This window comes from Legionella sp. W10-070, from assembly GCF_900640175.1.
Lineage (GTDB): Bacteria > Pseudomonadota > Gammaproteobacteria > Legionellales > Legionellaceae > Tatlockia.
The window spans coordinates 1-17,518 of sequence record NZ_CAAAJC010000033.1 but is presented as its reverse complement, the minus strand read 5'-3'; the positions used below and the strand labels follow the sequence as shown (position 1 = coordinate 17,518).

Sequence of the window (17,518 nt, the reverse complement as noted above, 5' to 3'; positions counted from 1 at the left end):
CATTCCCCCATTGCTATGGATGAAGGATTGCGTTTTGCGATTCGTGAAGGTGGCCGCACAGTGGGTGCCGGTGTAGTCGCTAAAATCATTGAGTAAAGATAATGAGTAATAATCAAAATATTAAAATACGTCTTAAGTCTTTTGACCATCGACTTATTGATTCATCAATTCGTGAGATTGTTGATACGGCAAAACGTACCGGAGCCCAGCTACGCGGTCCAATACCTTTGCCAGGTAAAAAAGAAAAGTTTACGGTATTGATCTCGCCCCATGTTAATAAGGATGCACGAGATCAATATGAATTGCGTACTCACAAACGCTTGGTCGTCATTGTGCACCCCACAGAAAAAACTGTGGATGCATTAATGAAGCTTGATTTGGCTGCAGGAGTCGACGTACAGATTAGCCTGGATGATGAATAAGTCTCATAGGCAAAGGTTATTAATGAGGTGTTACAATGACGATTGGGTTATTAGGCCGTAAAATCGGTATGACACGGGTATTTACAGAAGGCGGTATCTCTATTCCTGTCTCTGTTGTTGAGGTTATGCCTAACCGTGTATCTCAGATTAAAACCATTGATACAGATGGTTATGCAGCCGTGCAGCTGGCTGGTGGGGAAAAAAAAGCCAGCCGGGTCAATAAGCCTTTAGCAGGTCATTTTGCTAAAGCTGAGATTGATGCTGGTGATCTGATGTGTGAATTCCGTGTGGATTCCACTGATGCATATTCAGCTGGTCAGGTGATATCTGTTCAAGATGTTTTTAATGACGGACAGTTTGTTGATGTTGCTGCAGTTACTAAAGGTAAAGGCTTTGCTGGTGGTGTTAAGCGACATAACTTTCGTACTCAAGATGCTACTCACGGAAACTCACGTTCTCACCGTGTTCTTGGATCTATTGGACAAAACCAGACACCTGGCCGGGTATTTAAAGGAAAGAAGATGGCAGGACAGATGGGAAATGTACGCTGTACTACCCAAAACCTGGAATTGGTTCGTGTTGATAAAGAGCGTAACTTGCTTTTAATCAAGGGCGCGATACCTGGTTGTCCTGGTGCAAGAGTTGAAGTAAAGCCCGCAGTTAAGAAGAAAGGGGGCAAATAATGGAAATCATAACAAAAGATACGAATACACAGCTTAAGGTAAATGAGTCAGTATTTGGTTACGTTTACAATGAAGGGTTGGTTCATCAGGCTGTTGTTACCTTTATGAATAACGCCCGTAGCGGCAACAGTGCACAAAAAACGCGTTCTGAAGTAAGAGGCGGCGGTAAAAAGCCATGGCGACAAAAGGGTACTGGCAGAGCAAGAGCTGGAACTATCCGAAGCCCGATTTGGCGTTCCGGAGGTGTGACCTTCGCATCCAAAAAGCGCGATTATAGCCAAAAGATTAATAAAAAAATGTACAAACGTGCATTACGTAGTATAATCTCTGAGCTTCATCGCACTGGTAACCTTGTTGTCGTTAGCGATTTTCAATGTCAATCGCATAAGACAAAAGATTTTGTGAAAAAGATGAACGAGCTTGAGTTGCAAAGCGCCCTGATAGTTATGAGTGAAGTTGGTGAGAATGAATACCTTGCTTCTCGTAATCTAATAGGATATGAGATCTGTGACGTAGCTTCATTAGATCCTGTTGGCTTGCTGCGTTTTGAAAAGGTACTGATGACTGAAGAAGCCATTAAGAGTTTGGAGGAGCAGTTACAATGAATGCTGAACGATTACTAATGATTCTGCGTGAGCCGCATACCTCTGAAAAGACGACTGTAATGGCGGATAAATACAAGCAGTTTACCTTTAAGGTATTAAAGACGGCTACTAAGCAAGAGATTAAGCAGGCTGTCGAGAAAATGTTTAATGTTAAAGTTAAATCTGTATCTGTAGTGAATGTGAAAGGAAAAAGAAAACGCTTTAAGCAACTCAGTGGTAAGCGTAGTGACTGGAAGAAAGCATTCGTTTCATTACAAGAAAGCTACGATATCGACTTTAGCGTGACTGAATAAGGCAGATTAAGATGGCATTATTAAAATCTAAACCAACTTCACCTGGAAAGCGGGGTGAAATTCGAGTTGTCCATCATGATATTTATAAAGGACAGCCTCATGCTGCTCTTGTTGAGAAATTAAATAAAACAGGTGGACGTAATAATCAGGGTCGGATTACCGTCCGTCATATTGGTGGTGGAATCCGTTCCAAGTACCGTATAATTGATTTCAAACGAAATAAAGACGGTATCGAAGCAAGGGTTGAAAGGCTTGAGTATGATCCAAACCGCTCTGCATTGATAGCGCTGGTGGTTTACAAAGATGGTGAGCGACGTTACATTATTGCACCCTCAGGATTGAAAGCAAATGACGTTATTGTTAGTGGTGAAGATTCACCAATAAGTAACGGCAATTGTTTGCCTCTTAGAAATATACCTGTGGGAACTATTATTCATTGCGTTGAACTGAAACCTGGCAAGGGCGCCCAGATGCTGCGAAGTGCTGGCTGCAGTGGCCAGATAGTTGCAAAAGAAGGGGCTTATGCAACGTTGAAATTACGTTCAGGCGAAATGCGTAAGGTTTTAAGTTCTTGTCGAGCTGTTATCGGTGAAGTTAGTAACAGTGAGCATAGCTTGCGTTCTTTAGGTAAGGCTGGTGCCAAGCGCTGGCGTGGAATACGTCCTACTGTTCGAGGTGTTGCGATGAACCCGGTAGACCATCCACATGGTGGTGGTGAAGGTCGAACTTCAGGTGGCCGTCATCCGGTTACTCCATGGGGTGTTCCTACTAAAGGGTATAAGACACGTAGTAATAAACGCACTGACGCTTTTATCGTCAGAAGGCGAAAAAAGAAATAATTAGCTAAGAGGATATCAAGGTGACACGTTCTATTAGAAAGGGTCCTTATGTCGATCACCATTTAATGAGTAAAGTAGAGGCGGCGATCGAATCTAAGTCTAAGAAACCAATTAAAACCTGGTCTAGGCGCTCAACTATTTTGCCTGAGATGATTGATCTCACGATTGCAGTTCATAATGGTAAGGATCATGTTCCGGTATATATTACCGATAATATGGTTGGCCATAAATTAGGTGAGTTTGCCATGACTCGTACGTTCAAAGGCCATTCTGGTGACAGAAAAGCCAAAGGCAGGTAAGAGGCAATGATGGAAGTAACAGCAAAATTAAGAAATGCGCCACTTTCTGCTCAGAAAGGCAGGTTGGTTGCTGACATGATTCGTAAGATGAATGTTTCTGATGCAGTGGATGTTCTGAAATTTACTCCTAAAAAAGGCGCGCAACTGATGTTGAAGCTGTTGGAATCTGCTATTGCAAATGCAGAAAACAACAATGGTGCAGATATCGATGAACTGAAAGTGGGTGTGGTTTGTGTGGATGAGGCGGCAACTTTAAAAAGAATTAGTCCACGAGCGAAAGGGCGTGCTAATCGTATTTGTAAGCGTACCTGCCATATCACAATTAAAGTATCTGACGAGGAATAGCAATGGGACAGAAAGTAAACCCTATAGGTATACGGTTAGGTATTGTTCAGGATTGGAATTCAAAATGGTATGCTAGCAAGAATTATGCACAGCTCTTAAACCAGGATATCAATCTTCGCAAACACCTGAAGAAAAAACTTATGGCTGCAGCGGTAAGTAAAATACGCATTGAACGTCCTGCCAGTAATGCAGTGGTGACAATTCTAACAGCCAGGCCGGGTGTTATTATTGGTAAAAAAGGCGGTGGCATAGAAGCCTTAAGAACTGAAATTGCTTCTAAGTTAGGCGTTCCTGTCCACCTGAATATAGAGGAAGTTCGTAAGCCGGAGCTGGATTCCGTCTTGGTTGCAGAAAGTATTGCCCAGCAGCTGGAACAGCGTGTGATGTTTAGACGTGCGATGAAAAGAGCTGTAACCTCGGCAATGAAAGCGGGAGCCAAGGGGGTTAAAATCTGTGTGAGCGGACGATTGGGCGGTGCTGAAATTGCTCGTAGTGAATGGTACCGCGAAGGACGGGTTCCTTTACATACATTCCGCGCCGATGTTGATTATGGTACTGCTGAAGCTAAGACAACCTATGGAATAATAGGTGTTAAGGTATGGATCTTCAAAGGAGAAGTACTTCCGCAGAAGAAACGTAGTGCCGAAAGCGGTAAGTAAGTGAGGAATTACTATCATGTTACAGCCAAAACGTACGAAATATCGTAAGCAAATGAAGGGGCGAAACCGTGGTTTAGCCCAAAGAGGGTCTACTGTAAGCTTTGGGGAGTTCGGTTTGAAGGCAGTCGAGAGAGGGCGCCTGACCGCAAGACAAATTGAGGCGGCTCGCCGTGCAATGACCCGTCATATAAAGCGTGGTGGAAAAATTTGGATTAGAGTGTTTCCAGACAAGCCAATTACACAAAAACCGCTGGAAGTACGGCAAGGAAAGGGTAAAGGTAGTGTAGAATACTGGGTTGCCCAGATTCAACCTGGAAAAGTCCTGTTTGAGATGGAAGGTGTAAGTAAGGAATTAGCCATGGAAGCATTTAACCTGGCTAAGGCTAAACTGCCTTTCAAAGTTATGTTTGAAGAGCGCAAGGTGATGTGATGAAAAATACCAAAGAGTTAAGAGATTTAACGCCTGAAGAATTGCAAGCCGAGCTACTCTCCTTACGTAAGGAACAATTTAATTTGCGTATGAAAAAGGCTAATGGTTCTCTAGATAAGACACATCTTGTTCCTAAGGTCCGCAAAGCTGTCGCAAGAGTTAAAACAATTATGGCTGAGAAGGTAGGAAAAGGTCATGTCGAATAATGCAGAAACAAATGCCAGAACTGTAGTAGGGAAAGTGGTCAGTGATAAAATGCAAAAAACCATTGTTGTGATGGTTGAGCGTACTGTAAAACATCCCAAGTATGGAAAAATTATGAAGCGCAGAACCAAGCTTCATGCTCATGATGAAAATCAGGTTGGTAAAATTGGAAATATAGTAAAAATACGCGAATCTCGACCAATCTCTAAAACGAAAAGTTGGGTATTAGTTGAAGTGGTTTCCTAATATTCATTGATTTGCTTTTAAAATATTAAGAGGCCTGATATAATCAGCAGCCTTTTTCTGGTCGAATTTGGAGCTGGAGAATAGAATGATACAAATGCAGACTGTGCTCGATGTTGCTGACAATAGCGGAGCACGCAAAGTGATGTGTATCAAAGTGCTTGGTGGATCACATAGGCGTTACGCTCGTGTTGGTGATGTAATTAAAGTAAGCATTAAAGATGCAATACCACGTAGTAAGGTTAAGAAAGGTGCCGTAATGAAGGCTGTTGTTGTTAGAACAAGCCAAGGTGTTCGCCGTGATGATGGTTCGCTTATTCGCTTTGATGGTAATGCGGCTGTGCTTTTAAATAATCAAAATGAGCCTATAGGTACACGTATATTTGGGCCTGTCACTCGTGAGCTTAGAGAACGGTTTATGAAAATCATTTCTCTGGCAGCTGAGGTTTTGTGAGAAGGATTAGTTATGAAGCGTATTAGATCAGGTGATACTGTTATTGTTATCGCCGGTAAAAGTAAAGGGCATGTGGGTCAGGTAAAGAAAGTATTCAACAACAAAATTGTTGTTGAAGGCGCCAATATTATTAAAAAACATGTCAAGCCTAACCCCCAATTAAATCAGCAAGGCGGTATTATTTCCCGCGAAGCACCTGTTGATGTTTCAAACGTTGCTGTTTATAACCCGGTTTCTAAAAAGGCGGATAAGATTGGTTTCAAGTTTATTGAAAAAGACGGCAATACCCACAAGGTTAGATACTTTAAATCCAATAATGAAATAATTGACCTTGTCTAAGTAGGTGACGGAAATGGCTAGACTTAAAGAGTTTTATAGAAAAGATGTAGTGCCAATGATGATGAGTCGATTTGGCTATAAAAGTGTGATGGAAGTACCCAGAATTTTAAAGGTTACTTTGAATATGGGTGTTGGTGAAGCGGTTGGTGATAAAAAGGTTATGAATCACGCAGTGGAAGATATGACCTTGATTGCCGGACAAAAGCCAGTCATTACAAAAGCCAAAAAATCCATAGCCGGCTTTAAGATTCGTGAAGGATGGCCTATAGGATGTAAAGTGACTCTAAGACGGGAACGCATGTATGAGTTTCTCGACCGTCTTATTAGCATTGCTCTGCCGCGAGTAAGAGATTTTCGAGGCTTGAATCCTAAATCCTTTGATGGAACAGGAAACTATAGCATGGGAATTCAAGAACAGCTTGTATTTCCTGAAATTGATTTTGATAAAACTGATGGTATACGTGGTATGGATATTTGCATAACCACCAGCGCCAAGACTAATGAAGAAGCAAAGGCTTTGCTGGAAGCATTTAACTTGCCTTTGAAAGATAGAGACAAACACTAAGAAGGGTAAATATTGTGGCTAAAAAATCGATGCTCGCTCGCGAAGACAAACGTGCCAAACTTGTCGCGAAATACAGAGAGCGAAGAAATGAGTTAAAACTTCTAATAAAGTCGTCTACTGATTTTGAAACCATTATGGAAGCACAAGCCAAATTAGCCAAGCTTCCTATAAATTCAAATCCTGTGCGACATAGCACGCGTTGCCAGCAATGTGGTCGTCCACATGCCGTTTATCGGAAGTTTGGCCTTTGCAGGATTTGTTTAAGACAGCAGCTGATGACTGGTAATGTCACTGGTGGGCGCAAATCCAGCTGGTAAATTTTATTCTATGGAGAACGACTGTGAGTATGCATGATCCTGTTGCTGACATGCTGACTAGAATTCGTAATGGTCAGCAAGCGAAACATCAGAGCGTAACCCTCAATTCATCTAAATTGAAAGAAGAAATAGCTAGGGTGTTAAAAGAAGAAGGTTATATAGTAGATTATAATGTAGAGCTTCTTGAAAATAATTTTAAGTCAATTACATTGCAATTGAAATACTACCATGGTAAGCCGGTAATTGAGCGTATTTTACGTATTAGCCGTCCCGGTTTAAGAGTTTATAAATCGTTTAAGGATTTATCTCCAATTCCTGGTTTTGGAGTTGCCATTCTTTCTACCTCTAGAGGGGTAATGACCCATATGGCAGCAAAAAAGCAGGGCATTGGTGGCGAAATTCTTTGTGAAGTGGCCTAATACTTGAGAGGAATAATATGTCTAGAGTAGCAAAAGCCCCCGTCCATTTACCTGCCAATGTTGAGCTTACCGTAGGTAAAGATACTTTGACTGTAAAAGGGCCAAAAGGATCTTTAATTCAACACTATAATAATTTGGTTAGTGTTAGTAAAAGTGAAGAAGATAGCAATAAGATAATATTTAAGCCTGCTTCAAATGACCCTAATGCATGGGCTCAGGCAGGAACTGTTCGTGCTTTAGTAAATAATATGGTTAAAGGTGTTACCAGTGGTTTTGATTTAACCTTGGAGTTAGTTGGTGTGGGTTATCGTGCTCAAGCTGGCAATAAGGCTATAACCTTGTCGCTGGGATATTCGCATCCAATTGAATATCCTTTGCCAGAAGGTGTTAGCGTTGAAATGCCAAATGCTACTACCATTACGCTTCGTGGTATTGATAAGCAACTTTTAGGTCAGGTCGCTTCTGAAATACGTGCTTTCCGACCACCAGAGCCTTATAAAGGAAAAGGTGTTAGATACGCTGGTGAAGCTATTGTTCGTAAAGAAGCCAAAAAGAAATAAGGTGTAAGTCATGAATAAACAGAAAGCCCGTATTCGACGTGGTTTAAAAGCAAAAGCGATCCTTCGTCATTCGAACAAACCAAGACTTGTAGTTTATAGAAGTGGTTCACACATTTATTCGCAGATTATTGTTCGCGATGAAAAAGGTGATAGAGTGGTTGTTTCTTCCTCTACCTTGGATAAAGAGCTCAAGTCTTCTCTTAAGGGAACTAAGGTGGAGCAAGCTCAGCAAGTAGGCAAACTATTAGGTGAACGAGCCAAGGCCAAGCAAGTAATTAATGTTGCTTTTGATCGCGCTGGCTATAAATACCATGGCAGAGTCAAGGCGCTAGCTGATGGTGCCCGTGAAGCCGGGTTAGATTTTTAAGGAACAATTATGGCATTAGATGAATCTCAAAAAGGTGAAGGGTACCAGGAAAAACTGGTTGCTGTGAATCGTGTCGCCAAAGTGGTAAAAGGTGGTCGTGTTTTTGGTTTTACAGCATTAGTCGTTATTGGTGATGGTAAGGGTACTGTAGGCGTTGGTCGAGGCAAAGCAAAAGAAGTGCCTGTGGCGATACAAAAAGCGACCGATCAGGCTAGAAAGAATATGACCTATATTCCATTGGTCGGTAAGACAATTCATCACGAAATTACTTGGAGCTATGGTGCCTCTAAGGTTTTCATGAAGCCCGCAAGCCCGGGTACAGGTATTATCGCAGGTGGAGCAATGCGTGCGGTATTGGAAGTGCTTGGAGTACAAAACATTCTGGCAAAAAATATTGGTTCTACTAACCCAAGCAATGTCGTGCACGCTACTATTGATGCACTTACTCATATCGGAACGCCTGATTATGTTGCAGCTAAGCGTGGCAAATCAGTTGAAGAAGTAATGGCAGGATAATAATGAGCAAGAAAATAAAGATTACTCTGGTGAAGAGTATTATAGGACGTAAACCAAAGCATATAGATATCGTAAAACAACTTGGCTTAGGGAAGTTGAACAGTAGTGTTGTTCAACAGGATAACCCTGCTATTAGAGGATTAATCAATAAAGTAAATTACCTGGTGCAAGTTGAGGAGTGTGCATAATGAATTTAAATACACTATCTCCAGATCCTGGCTCAAGACCAAGTAAAAAACGGCTTGGCAGAGGTATTGGCTCTGGTTTGGGTAAGACAAGTGGTAAGGGTCATAAAGGACAAAAAGCACGTGCTGGTGGTTTCCATAAGATTAATTTCGAAGGTGGACAAATGCCAATTCAGCGTCGGCTTCCCAAGATGGGCTTCAAGTCACGAGTTGGACGCTTTATTGATCAGGTAACCATCAGTGAGCTGGCTTCATTAGATGTTGAAACCATTGATATCAATGCCTTAAAAAATGCCGGGCTGATTAATAAATCAATTCGTGAAGTCAAAGTTATTCTGTCTGGTGAAGTTAGCAGCGCCTTAAAGTTAAAGGGCTTACGTGTTACCAAGGGTGCGCGTCTGGCAATAGAACAGGCTGGCGGCAGTATTGAAGAATGACTATGAGTAACCACAGGCAAGTATCAGGCCAATCTCGCGGGGGATTGGCAGAATTAAAAGCAAGGTTGCTATTCGTAATAATAGGTATTTTAGTCTATCGTTTAGGCGCTCATATCCCTGTGCCTGGGTTAGATCCGCAGAAATTGGCCAATTTTTTTGGTGAACAGCAAAATACCATATTTGGTTTGTTCAATATGTTTTCCGGAGGCGCTTTATCCCGGGTTACGGTATTTGCTATCGGAATTATGCCTTACATTTCTGCTTCTATCATCATACAGTTGTTTTCTGTGGTATCTCCAAAACTGGAGCAACTTAAAAAAGAAGGTGAGTCTGGACGAAGGAAAATTAATCAATATACTCGTTACCTGACCTTGCTTTTGGCTGTATTCCAGTCTTTAGGGATGGCAAGATGGTTGGCAGGTCAGCAAATTGCCTTGCATGCTGATATATTTTTCTATTTTACCGCAGTAATAACCCTGGTAACAGGCACGATGTTTTTAATGTGGCTGGGAGAGCAAATCACTGAGAAAGGCGTGGGGAATGGGATATCGCTAATTATTTTCTCAGGGATTGTTTCTAGCATGCCAAGTGCTATTGCTTCTGTGTTTCAGCAGGTAAAAGAAGGACAGATGCAGGCGTTAACGCTAGTTTTAATTGCCATTGTGGTTGTTTTGGTCACTGGATTTGTGGTTTTCATGGAAAGAGCCCAGCGTCGGATAAGAGTGAATTATGCTCAACGTACCCATGGGCGGAAGGTTTATGCGGCACAAACCAGCCATTTACCCTTGAAAATTAACATGTCGGGTGTCATTCCACCTATTTTTGCATCCAGTATTATTTTGTTGCCTGCCACGCTTGCGCAATTTTTTGCCAAGGGCAGGGGAATGGATTGGCTGGCTGATATAGGTATGGCTTTATCTCCAGGACAACCACTCTATTTGATTATCTATGCTGCTGCTATTCTGTTTTTTGCCTTTTTTTATGCAGCATTGGTTTTCAATCCCAAGGACACAGCAGATAATTTGAAAAAATCAGGGGCATATATACCTGGTATACGCCCGGGTGAACAGACGACTAGATATATTGATTCAGTGATGACTCGCCTGACACTGGTTGGTGCTATTTATCTGGTGTTGGTTTGTTTGCTGCCACAGATTTTAATGTTTACCTGGCATGTGCCTTTTTATTTTGGTGGAACTTCGCTGTTAATCATTGTTGTGGTAATTATGGATTTTGTCGCTCAGGTGCAAGCCCATTTGATGACCCAGCAGTATGATTCTTTGATGAAAAAAGCCAATTTTAAAGGGACCAAATTACCTGGTCTATTGTGATTATTATCGGAGTTTTTAATGAAAGTTAGAGCGTCAGTAAAACGACTTTGTCGTAACTGTAAAATTATTAAGCGTAATGGAACTATCCGCGTTATATGCAAAGATGCACGGCATAAGCAAAAGCAAGGTTGAAATCCTTGCTTGATTTTAGTTCATTATAATAGTATTCTTCTGTCCCTTTCTGGCAGAGCAAAAATAACGTTCGGAGAGACTAATGGCTCGTATTGCAGGTGTTAATATACCGGATCACAAACATGTTGTGATAGCACTTACATCGATTTATGGCATTGGCAAAACAACAGCAATTAATTTATGTAAGACTGTTGGCGTTGAAACATCAACCAAGGTATCTCAGTTATCTGAGGAGAAATTGGAAGCGCTACGTACTGAAATTGCCAAATTGACTGTTGAAGGTGATTTACGTCGTGTTGTTTCCATGAATATCAAGCGACTTATGGATCTTGGTTGTTACCGCGGACTTAGACACCGTCGTGGTTTACCATTGCGTGGACAACGTACTAAAACAAATGCGCGTACCCGTAAAGGTCGACGTAAAGGCAGCAATGTCTAATCATATGTTAGGAAATAAAGATGGCTACAAATAAGAAACAGCAAAAAGCAAGAAAAAAAGTAAAGCGCGTGGTATCTGACGGTATTGTACATGTTCACGCTTCTTTTAATAATACCATTGTAACTTTTACTGATCGTCAGGGTAATGCTTTATGTTGGGCTACTGCTGGCGGTTCAGGGTTTCGTGGCTCAAGAAAAAGTACTCCTTATGCAGCACAGGTCGCTACTGAAAAAGCAGCCGCTGTTGCAAAAGAATACGGTATGAAATCTGTTGCGGTACTTATTGATGGTCCTGGGCCAGGTCGCGAATCTACGATTCGTGAGTTGATATCACAGGATTTTAAGATTGTAGAGATAACCGATGTGACTGGCATACCTCATAATGGATGTAAGCCACCTAAAAAACGTCGTGTATAAGTTCAGGAGTTTTTAATGGCTAGATACCTTGGTCCAAAATGTAAATTATCGCGTAGAGAGGGAACCGATTTATTCTTGAAAAGTGGTGTTCGTGATCATAAATCCAAGTGTAAATCAGAAAAGATTCCCGGTCAGCATGGAGCAAATCGCCCACGTTTGAGTGATTATGGTGTGCAGTTACGTGAGAAGCAAAAAATCAGACGTCTCTATGGCGTATTGGAAAAGCAGTTCCGTAATTACTACAAAAAGGCTGCTCGACAAAAAGGGTCTACAGGTGAAAACCTGATGGTTCTTCTTGAAAGACGACTGGATAATGTTGTTTATCGCATGGGCTTTGCAAGTACTCGTGCAGAAGCTCGGCAACTAGTGGCTCATAAAGCTATCCTGATCAATGAACAGGTAGTTAATATTCCCTCTTATCTGGTTAACCCAGGTGATATAGTTGCTATCCGTCAAAAAGCAAAAGAGCAAGGGCGTGTGCAAGCTGCTATTGCGCTTTCAGAGCAACGCGCACCCTGTGATTGGTTGGCTGTTGACTCAGGTGCCTTCAAAGGTACTTTTACCACTTCGCCTACACTAAATGATTTATCTGATTATAACGTTAATTTAGTTGTAGAACTTTACTCTAAGTAAGCTCGGAGACAACCGAATGGATATACATGAAATGATGACGCCATCTGTACTCAAAGTAGATGCTAAGTCGCCTTACCACTCACGAGTCGTACTTGAGCCTTTAGAGCGCGGTTATGGTCATACGCTTGGCAATGCGTTGAGACGTATTCTTCTGTCATCCATGCCAGGTTATGCGATTACAGAAATATCTATTGATGGCGTATTACATGAATACAGCACGATAGAAGGTTGTCAGGAAGATGTGGTTGATATTCTTTTGAACCTGAAACAGGTAGCTATTAAATTAACTGCCGGAAAGGAAGCAATTTTAACCTTGAGTAAGCAAGGTCCTTGTCAGGTAACAGCAGGTGATATCCAGTTGACTCATGGTCAAGAGATTGTTAACCCTGAATTAGTCATTGCCAATTTAAATGAAAAAGGCAAATTAAATATGACCTTGAAAGTTGAGAAAGGCGTTGGCTTTCACTCCACTGATTCGTTTGTCCGGCTTCTTGATGAAGAGATTGAACAAAAATCAGTTGGTAAATTGAAAATTGACAATACCTTTTCTCCTGTCAAAAAAGTTGCTTATTTTGTTGACAGTGCCCGTGTTGAAAATCGAACCGATTTGGATAAGCTGACTATTGATTTAGAAACTGATGGTACGCTTGACCCAGAAGAAGCAATCCGTATCTCTGCTTCCATTCTGCAGCATCAGTTGCATGCTTTTGTCGATATGAAATTTGAAGAGTCGCGTGCTGATCAGAAAGAGAGAAATGATTTTGATCCTGTTTTACTGAGACCTGTTGATGATTTGGAACTTACTGTTCGTTCAGCAAACTGTCTTAAGGCGGAAAATATTTATTATATTGGTGATTTGGTTCAGAAGACTGAAACTGAATTATTAAAAACCCCCAATTTAGGTAAAAAATCGCTCACTGAAATCAAAGACGTACTCGCTTCACGCTCTTTGTCACTGGGAATGAAGCTTGAAAATTGGCCGCCAGCAAATCTTGGCGAGTAATATTAGGAGTTTTTGTCATGCGTCATCGTAATTCCGGCCGTAGCTTTAGCCGTACAAGTAGCCATCGAAAGGCAATGTTTTCAAATATGTGTACATCTCTTATTGAGCATGAACTGATTAAGACAACTTTGCCTAAAGCAAAAGAGCTACGTCGTTATATTGAACCACTTATCACTGTCAGCAAGAACGACTCAGTTGCTTCCAGACGTTTTGTTTTTGATAAACTTCGTTCAAAAAGTGCTGTAGGTAAATTGTTTACTACTTTGGGGCCTCGCTATGTTGAGCGTCCAGGAGGCTATGTACGAGTGTTGAAATGTGGTTATCGTCCTGGTGATAATGCACCGATGGCGATAGTTGAATTAGTGGATAGACCAGTTGAAGCTAATGAAAGTGAAGAATAATTCTTCCTTAGCTGAAAAAGCCCGCTTAAGCGGGCTTTTTTATTTTCTCTGACTGTGATGACTCGTAACAGACCGCCCCTCCAGGAGGCGTGTTGGGCACATCTTGTGAGCAAATGTTTTAAAAACTGTTCACATAGACAGCTGGGCTTTACAGCCCAGCCTACGTTGGTTATGGAATTATTTGATTTTCAAAACGGGATGTCGTCATCCAGTTCATCAAAAGCATTTTGCGGGGCTTGAGTTGATTGAGGCTTTTGATGCTGCTGAGTCGAGCCGGCAGGCGATGGCATGTTTTCATAATTGCCAGCTCCAGATTTTCCATCAAGCATTTGAATGTCATTAGCAACGATTTCGGTCGTATAACGATCCTGCCCTTGCTGGTCCTGCCATTTGCGGGTTCGCAGGCTGCCTTCAATATACAGTTTAGAGCCTTTGCGAACATATTCTCCTGCAATCTCACCCAAGCGATTAAAGCATATCACCCGATGCCATTCAGTGCGTTCTTGCTTATCACCAGTCTGCTTATCCTTCCATGTTTCACTGGTAGCAATCGATAAGGTAGTTACCGTATTGCCATTGGGCATATAGCGAACGTCGGGGTCGACGCCAACATTGCCTATCAAGATTACTTTATTAATACCACGAGCCATTATATGATTCTCCTGCGTGCGAAAGTTAGAATTGGCATTATAACCAATCTATTTTGAATTGCGTAGGGTATAGAGCAGTGTACCTGAAATTCGATAGTTACTTAAGACTTAGCATAAAAGTAAAAAATAAGATGATGACACTATAATGAATAAAATCACAGACTCTGATTACCTGCCTCAAGATCTGCAAAAAGAGCTCGTCTATCTGTTATCGACTAAATCCCTCTTGCCTAACAATCCAAAACCGTTGCTCTCAGGGGATTTATCAAAGAGCGATAAAGAACTTATTGATGATTTATTACAACAGCCTGAAAATGTCATTCGAATTATTTGTCATCTATACTCTGCGGATTATTGTTTAAAATTAACTAATTATTATTGTTCATTGCAGTATTTCAAAAGTTTAAAAGAAAAATATGAAACGGATGCCCAGGCTTTGACACCGGTGGAAACTATTTGTTATGCAATGTTTTCTGAGTCTGTGGAGCAAATCAGTTATCACAATTTTAATCAAGCGAAGATAGCGTTCGAGAGTCAGGCTGACAAAAATGTGTTGGAGGTTCTTAATCTTATATTGTCTACGCTGCAATGTAATCTCATTGAAGATAAGCAGGCGAAAGTCAGGATGATAAGGGAAATAGTACCTGCTTATTACTGGCACCTTCATCTGTTTACCAAATTTATAAAATTGGCAGGCAGCGATCTGTCAGAACAAAATTTTGCCAGTCTGACTCTTCGGGGAATTAATTTAAACGAAGTTGATTTAACCAAGGCTATTCTTGGTGCCGATCTGTCAAATGCTCAACTCTCCCATGCCATTTTAAAATTCGCCGATTTGGCAAGAGCTATCTTAGTCGGGACTAATCTCTCATATGCCAATTTGGAAGGGGCTAATTTAACTTTTGCCACTCTCAATCGAGCTTGTTTAAGAGGGGCTAACTTGAGTAATGCCAACATGGAAGTTGGCGTAAATATGCCTGGTGCGGATTTGTCTGATGCCAATTTGACAGCTGTCAATTTGACTGGTGCAGATTTACGCGGGGTCAATTTTTCAAATGCTAACCTTAGTGGGGTTGATTTCAGCGATGCTGTTTTTACTGGTGCTAATTTTAATGGGGCAAATCTTGAAAACACCTCTTTTTTCTTTTTCTTCTGGTCTGAGAATGGGGAAGAAAATAACAGGAACTTGACTCGAAACCTTGAGCGCCTGAAGAAAATGGTTCTGGCTCATCCCCAGGAGTTTGAATTACGCAAAGCGATTGCTGAGCATATTGTACGCTATGTCCAGGATAAAGAGCCTGGATTGGCATTGAGCCTGATTAATACAGCCATCAATCATCCTGTTTTTGTTGGCTGTTCGCTTTTTTCTTATCAGGGCATAAAATCGGTAGGAACTATAATTGGATGTTCTTTGGGATTGTTTGCCAGTCCCCCTCCTTCAGGCAGGGATATTCTTTTGAGATGCCAACAGAGTTTAGAAAAATTATTGTCGCAACAAGAAAAAGCAGTTCAGAAGCTGTGAATTAATCAGCACTGAGTTGCTGCAATAGCTTTCCGGCACTGCCTTCCTTGTAGGTGGCTCTGTCAATGCGTAAATAGATGACTCGCTCGTTTTGAGCCAGGTTGACCTCTCTGATGCCGGTCAAATTTTGCAAATCCTGAATGAGCTTCTTATCATCGCTGATGTTTTCAGGGTAAGTCAGAATAAGGGTAGATAAATAGACATCTGGCCTCATGAACAAAGCGATGCTTAGCCAGGTGAAACCTAAAATAGCATTTACAAAAAATATACCTTGATAGCCATACAGTTGATATAGGATTCCAGCCAGGGCACCCCCTGCAAAAATGCCCAGGAATTGGCTGCTGGAATAGATCCCCATTGCTGTACCTTTACTATGGGGACTGGCTTGTTTTGAAACCAAAGAAGGCAGGCTGGCTTCGAGAATATTAAAGGCGACAAAGTAAAAAAACATCAGACACCAGAGACTTAGCCAGTTTTGGTTGAATAAAGTCAACAAAAATTGCATCAGGCTGGTTACCAGTACAGCTGACACAAATACGGTTTTCATTTGACGCTTTTTCTCCGCCAGCAAAATGAACGGAACCATGAGAACAAAAGAGGCAACCATCAGCGGTAAGTAAAAATGCCAGGGTTGTGTTAAATGGCCTTGTGCAATTTCCTGTTGCAGGAGCATCGGAATGGCATAAAAGGTAGCGGTCAAAATAAAGTGTTGGCAAAAGATACCGGCATTTAAACGTTGCAGATGCCGGCTGCTGATAACTGTTTTAAGAAGCGAGGGGTTGGCTTCGCTGTCTGCATGAAAGCATTCCCTTTGGGGTGTTGGAATGACAAGGTGCAACAATATTAAACCTGACAAAGCTAACACTGTTGTTAAATAAAAGATGCTGGCCAAACCAAAATGGCTGCTTAGTGCCGGGCTGATGACCATGGCAAGACTAAAGGATAAACCAATGGTCATGCCAATAACTGCCATTGCTCTTGTCCGTTGTTCATCAGGGGTAAGGTCAGCCAGTAAAGCAATTAACACGCTGCCGATGGCTCCGGTTCCCTGCAAAGTACGGGCAAGAATCATCGTATAGATGGATTGGCTTAAAGCGCCAAGCAGACTGCCACAGGCAAAGAGTAGCAAACCGAAAGTGATAACTGATTTTCTTCCCAGCCGATCGGAGAGCATTCCCATCGGTATTTGCAGTATGCCCTGGCTGAAACCATAACTTCCCAAAGCCAAGCCTATTAAGGAGGGTGTGGCTCCCTCAAGATGCGCCGCGTAAACAGTAAAAACCGGGATCAACATGAATAATCCCAACATGCGGAAAGAAAAGATAGCCGCAATTGGAAAGACACTTTTTAACCAGGAATGCTTCATCGATAATCATGCACCTCATAATATAGTGTGCAGATGGTACAAAGTTAGCGGCCATGAGACAAGAATATATTCACCCTGGTGAGGCATTTGTTGGGTGTGCAACTCACCTATAGTCAAAAAAAGGCTGCTAAAGCAGGTTGACAAGGGTACGTCATCTCCGCCGGTGCGGAGATGACAGCTGTTAAACTTTCCATACGAGATCCTCCTATTTGTAGGGTCTACGCATGAAAATTAAAATCGAACTGGTCTATATTTCATACATTTCGTGACTTGTTCACGGGATCCATAAATCTTCGAATGCCACTGGATTCCGCGGATAAACCTTCCAATTGGCCCTAAGTTTTTATTGACAAAGCTCTTATAATGCTGTTTAAGAGCTTTTTTATTTTAATGGAGTAAGAAGTGCTTGGTACAGGAACAACAGAAACGTTTTTTCGGGATGAG

The 17,518-nt window shown here is 41.7% G+C and carries 32 protein-coding genes; 30 read left to right on the top strand and 2 right to left on the bottom strand.

Annotation, left to right across the window (positions count from 1 at the left end):
* From E1O65_RS11560 to rplQ, 29 genes are all read left to right on the top strand, one after another.
* Nucleotides 1-96: hypothetical protein (locus E1O65_RS11560; protein WP_207384247.1), on the top strand; the 96-nt coding region annotated here is incomplete at its 5' end.
* A 5-nt stretch (nucleotides 97-101) separates the two neighbouring features.
* Nucleotides 102-422 (top strand): 30S ribosomal protein S10, encoded by a 321-nt coding sequence (rpsJ, locus tag E1O65_RS11555; protein ID WP_133133755.1) that lies wholly within the window; start codon nucleotides 102-104, stop codon nucleotides 420-422.
* Between the two features lie 35 nt (nucleotides 423-457).
* On the top strand, nucleotides 458-1,105 hold the full coding sequence (gene rplC / locus E1O65_RS11550) for a 50S ribosomal protein L3 (protein ID WP_133133754.1): 648 nt from the start codon (nucleotides 458-460) through the stop codon (nucleotides 1,103-1,105).
* Nucleotides 1,105-1,710 carry a 50S ribosomal protein L4 gene (gene rplD / locus E1O65_RS11545; protein WP_133133753.1) on the top strand — a complete coding sequence of 202 codons (606 nt, stop codon included), beginning with the start codon at nucleotides 1,105-1,107 and terminating at the stop codon, nucleotides 1,708-1,710. The genes rplC and rplD overlap by 1 nt, the downstream gene beginning before the upstream one ends.
* Nucleotides 1,707-2,003 (top strand): 50S ribosomal protein L23, encoded by a 297-nt coding sequence (rplW, locus tag E1O65_RS11540; protein WP_133133752.1) that lies wholly within the window; start codon nucleotides 1,707-1,709, stop codon nucleotides 2,001-2,003. Before rplD ends, rplW begins: the two co-directional genes overlap by 4 nt.
* Before the next feature lie 11 nt (nucleotides 2,004-2,014).
* Complete coding sequence (rplB, locus tag E1O65_RS11535; protein WP_133133751.1) at nucleotides 2,015-2,842, top strand: 50S ribosomal protein L2; 828 nt, start codon at nucleotides 2,015-2,017, stop codon at nucleotides 2,840-2,842.
* Between the two features lie 20 nt (nucleotides 2,843-2,862).
* Entirely contained in the window at nucleotides 2,863-3,141 is a 279-nt protein-coding gene (rpsS, locus tag E1O65_RS11530; protein ID WP_133133750.1) for a 30S ribosomal protein S19, read from the top strand.
* Between the two features lie 9 nt (nucleotides 3,142-3,150).
* Nucleotides 3,151-3,486, top strand: a complete 336-nt coding sequence (gene rplV / locus E1O65_RS11525) for a 50S ribosomal protein L22 (RefSeq protein WP_133133757.1) — start codon at nucleotides 3,151-3,153, stop codon at nucleotides 3,484-3,486.
* Between the two features lie 2 nt (nucleotides 3,487-3,488).
* On the top strand, nucleotides 3,489-4,145 hold the full coding sequence (gene rpsC / locus E1O65_RS11520; protein WP_133133749.1) for a 30S ribosomal protein S3: 657 nt from the start codon (nucleotides 3,489-3,491) through the stop codon (nucleotides 4,143-4,145).
* A 16-nt stretch (nucleotides 4,146-4,161) separates the two neighbouring features.
* Nucleotides 4,162-4,575, top strand: a complete 414-nt coding sequence (rplP, locus tag E1O65_RS11515) for a 50S ribosomal protein L16 (protein WP_133133748.1) — start codon at nucleotides 4,162-4,164, stop codon at nucleotides 4,573-4,575.
* Nucleotides 4,575-4,781, top strand: coding sequence for a 50S ribosomal protein L29 (gene rpmC, locus E1O65_RS11510; protein ID WP_133133747.1), 207 nt, complete (start codon nucleotides 4,575-4,577; stop codon nucleotides 4,779-4,781). Before rplP ends, rpmC begins: the two co-directional genes overlap by 1 nt.
* Nucleotides 4,771-5,025: a 30S ribosomal protein S17 gene (gene rpsQ / locus E1O65_RS11505; RefSeq protein WP_133133746.1), complete on the top strand. Its 255-nt coding sequence runs from the start codon at nucleotides 4,771-4,773 to the stop codon at nucleotides 5,023-5,025. The genes rpmC and rpsQ overlap by 11 nt, the downstream gene beginning before the upstream one ends.
* Nucleotides 5,026-5,110: 85 nt before the next feature.
* Nucleotides 5,111-5,476, top strand: coding sequence for a 50S ribosomal protein L14 (gene rplN, locus E1O65_RS11500; protein ID WP_028388517.1), 366 nt, complete (start codon nucleotides 5,111-5,113; stop codon nucleotides 5,474-5,476).
* A 12-nt stretch (nucleotides 5,477-5,488) separates the two neighbouring features.
* Entirely contained in the window at nucleotides 5,489-5,815 is a 327-nt protein-coding gene (gene rplX / locus E1O65_RS11495; RefSeq protein WP_133133745.1) for a 50S ribosomal protein L24, read from the top strand.
* 13 nt (nucleotides 5,816-5,828) lie between these two features.
* Entirely contained in the window at nucleotides 5,829-6,380 is a 552-nt protein-coding gene (rplE, locus tag E1O65_RS11490) for a 50S ribosomal protein L5 (protein WP_133133744.1), read from the top strand.
* Between the two features lie 14 nt (nucleotides 6,381-6,394).
* Nucleotides 6,395-6,697 (top strand): 30S ribosomal protein S14, encoded by a 303-nt coding sequence (gene rpsN, locus E1O65_RS11485; protein ID WP_133133743.1) that lies wholly within the window; start codon nucleotides 6,395-6,397, stop codon nucleotides 6,695-6,697.
* 23 nt (nucleotides 6,698-6,720) lie between these two features.
* Nucleotides 6,721-7,116 carry a 30S ribosomal protein S8 gene (rpsH, locus tag E1O65_RS11480; protein ID WP_133133742.1) on the top strand — a complete coding sequence of 132 codons (396 nt, stop codon included), beginning with the start codon at nucleotides 6,721-6,723 and terminating at the stop codon, nucleotides 7,114-7,116.
* Between the two features lie 17 nt (nucleotides 7,117-7,133).
* Nucleotides 7,134-7,676: a 50S ribosomal protein L6 gene (gene rplF, locus E1O65_RS11475; protein WP_133133741.1), complete on the top strand. Its 543-nt coding sequence runs from the start codon at nucleotides 7,134-7,136 to the stop codon at nucleotides 7,674-7,676.
* Between the two features lie 10 nt (nucleotides 7,677-7,686).
* On the top strand, nucleotides 7,687-8,043 hold the full coding sequence (gene rplR / locus E1O65_RS11470; protein WP_133133740.1) for a 50S ribosomal protein L18: 357 nt from the start codon (nucleotides 7,687-7,689) through the stop codon (nucleotides 8,041-8,043).
* A gap of 9 nt (nucleotides 8,044-8,052) precedes the next feature.
* Nucleotides 8,053-8,559, top strand: coding sequence for a 30S ribosomal protein S5 (gene rpsE, locus E1O65_RS11465; protein WP_133133739.1), 507 nt, complete (start codon nucleotides 8,053-8,055; stop codon nucleotides 8,557-8,559).
* Nucleotides 8,560-8,561: 2 nt separating this feature from the next.
* A complete protein-coding gene (rpmD, locus tag E1O65_RS11460) occupies nucleotides 8,562-8,747 on the top strand; it encodes a 50S ribosomal protein L30 (protein ID WP_133133738.1) in 186 nt (61 codons plus the stop codon).
* Nucleotides 8,747-9,181, top strand: a complete 435-nt coding sequence (gene rplO, locus E1O65_RS11455) for a 50S ribosomal protein L15 (RefSeq protein ID WP_133133737.1) — start codon at nucleotides 8,747-8,749, stop codon at nucleotides 9,179-9,181. The genes rpmD and rplO overlap by 1 nt, the downstream gene beginning before the upstream one ends.
* A 2-nt stretch (nucleotides 9,182-9,183) precedes the next feature.
* Complete coding sequence (secY, locus tag E1O65_RS11450) at nucleotides 9,184-10,512, top strand: preprotein translocase subunit SecY (RefSeq protein WP_133133756.1); 1,329 nt, start codon at nucleotides 9,184-9,186, stop codon at nucleotides 10,510-10,512.
* Nucleotides 10,513-10,530: 18 nt separating this feature from the next.
* A complete protein-coding gene (rpmJ, locus tag E1O65_RS11445) occupies nucleotides 10,531-10,644 on the top strand; it encodes a 50S ribosomal protein L36 (protein ID WP_081778074.1) in 114 nt (37 codons plus the stop codon).
* Between the two features lie 82 nt (nucleotides 10,645-10,726).
* Nucleotides 10,727-11,083, top strand: coding sequence for a 30S ribosomal protein S13 (rpsM, locus tag E1O65_RS11440; protein ID WP_133133736.1), 357 nt, complete (start codon nucleotides 10,727-10,729; stop codon nucleotides 11,081-11,083).
* 20 nt (nucleotides 11,084-11,103) lie between these two features.
* Nucleotides 11,104-11,499 (top strand): 30S ribosomal protein S11, encoded by a 396-nt coding sequence (gene rpsK, locus E1O65_RS11435; RefSeq protein ID WP_133133735.1) that lies wholly within the window; start codon nucleotides 11,104-11,106, stop codon nucleotides 11,497-11,499.
* Between the two features lie 15 nt (nucleotides 11,500-11,514).
* Nucleotides 11,515-12,132: a 30S ribosomal protein S4 gene (gene rpsD / locus E1O65_RS11430; RefSeq protein WP_133133734.1), complete on the top strand. Its 618-nt coding sequence runs from the start codon at nucleotides 11,515-11,517 to the stop codon at nucleotides 12,130-12,132.
* A gap of 16 nt (nucleotides 12,133-12,148) precedes the next feature.
* Nucleotides 12,149-13,135, top strand: coding sequence for a DNA-directed RNA polymerase subunit alpha (rpoA, locus tag E1O65_RS11425; RefSeq protein WP_133133733.1), 987 nt, complete (start codon nucleotides 12,149-12,151; stop codon nucleotides 13,133-13,135).
* Nucleotides 13,136-13,152: 17 nt separating this feature from the next.
* Nucleotides 13,153-13,536 (top strand): 50S ribosomal protein L17, encoded by a 384-nt coding sequence (gene rplQ / locus E1O65_RS11420; RefSeq protein ID WP_133133732.1) that lies wholly within the window; start codon nucleotides 13,153-13,155, stop codon nucleotides 13,534-13,536.
* Between the two features lie 188 nt (nucleotides 13,537-13,724).
* Here rplQ and ssb read toward each other — a convergent pair whose 3' ends face one another.
* A complete protein-coding gene (ssb, locus tag E1O65_RS11415; RefSeq protein WP_133133731.1) occupies nucleotides 13,725-14,186 on the bottom strand; it encodes a single-stranded DNA-binding protein in 462 nt (153 codons plus the stop codon).
* Nucleotides 14,187-14,331: 145 nt separating this feature from the next.
* Here ssb and E1O65_RS11410 point away from each other — a divergent pair, with 145 nt between their 5' ends.
* The gene (locus E1O65_RS11410; RefSeq protein ID WP_133133730.1) at nucleotides 14,332-15,708 is read left to right on the top strand and encodes a pentapeptide repeat-containing protein; all 1,377 of its coding nucleotides are present in this window, start codon (nucleotides 14,332-14,334) and stop codon (nucleotides 15,706-15,708) included.
* 1 nt (nucleotide 15,709) lies between these two features.
* On the opposite strand, the gene E1O65_RS11405 is transcribed toward E1O65_RS11410, so the two are convergent.
* Complete coding sequence (locus tag E1O65_RS11405; RefSeq protein ID WP_133133729.1) at nucleotides 15,710-17,074, bottom strand: MFS transporter; 1,365 nt, start codon at nucleotides 17,072-17,074, stop codon at nucleotides 15,710-15,712.
* Between the last annotated feature and the right edge of the window lie 444 nt (nucleotides 17,075-17,518).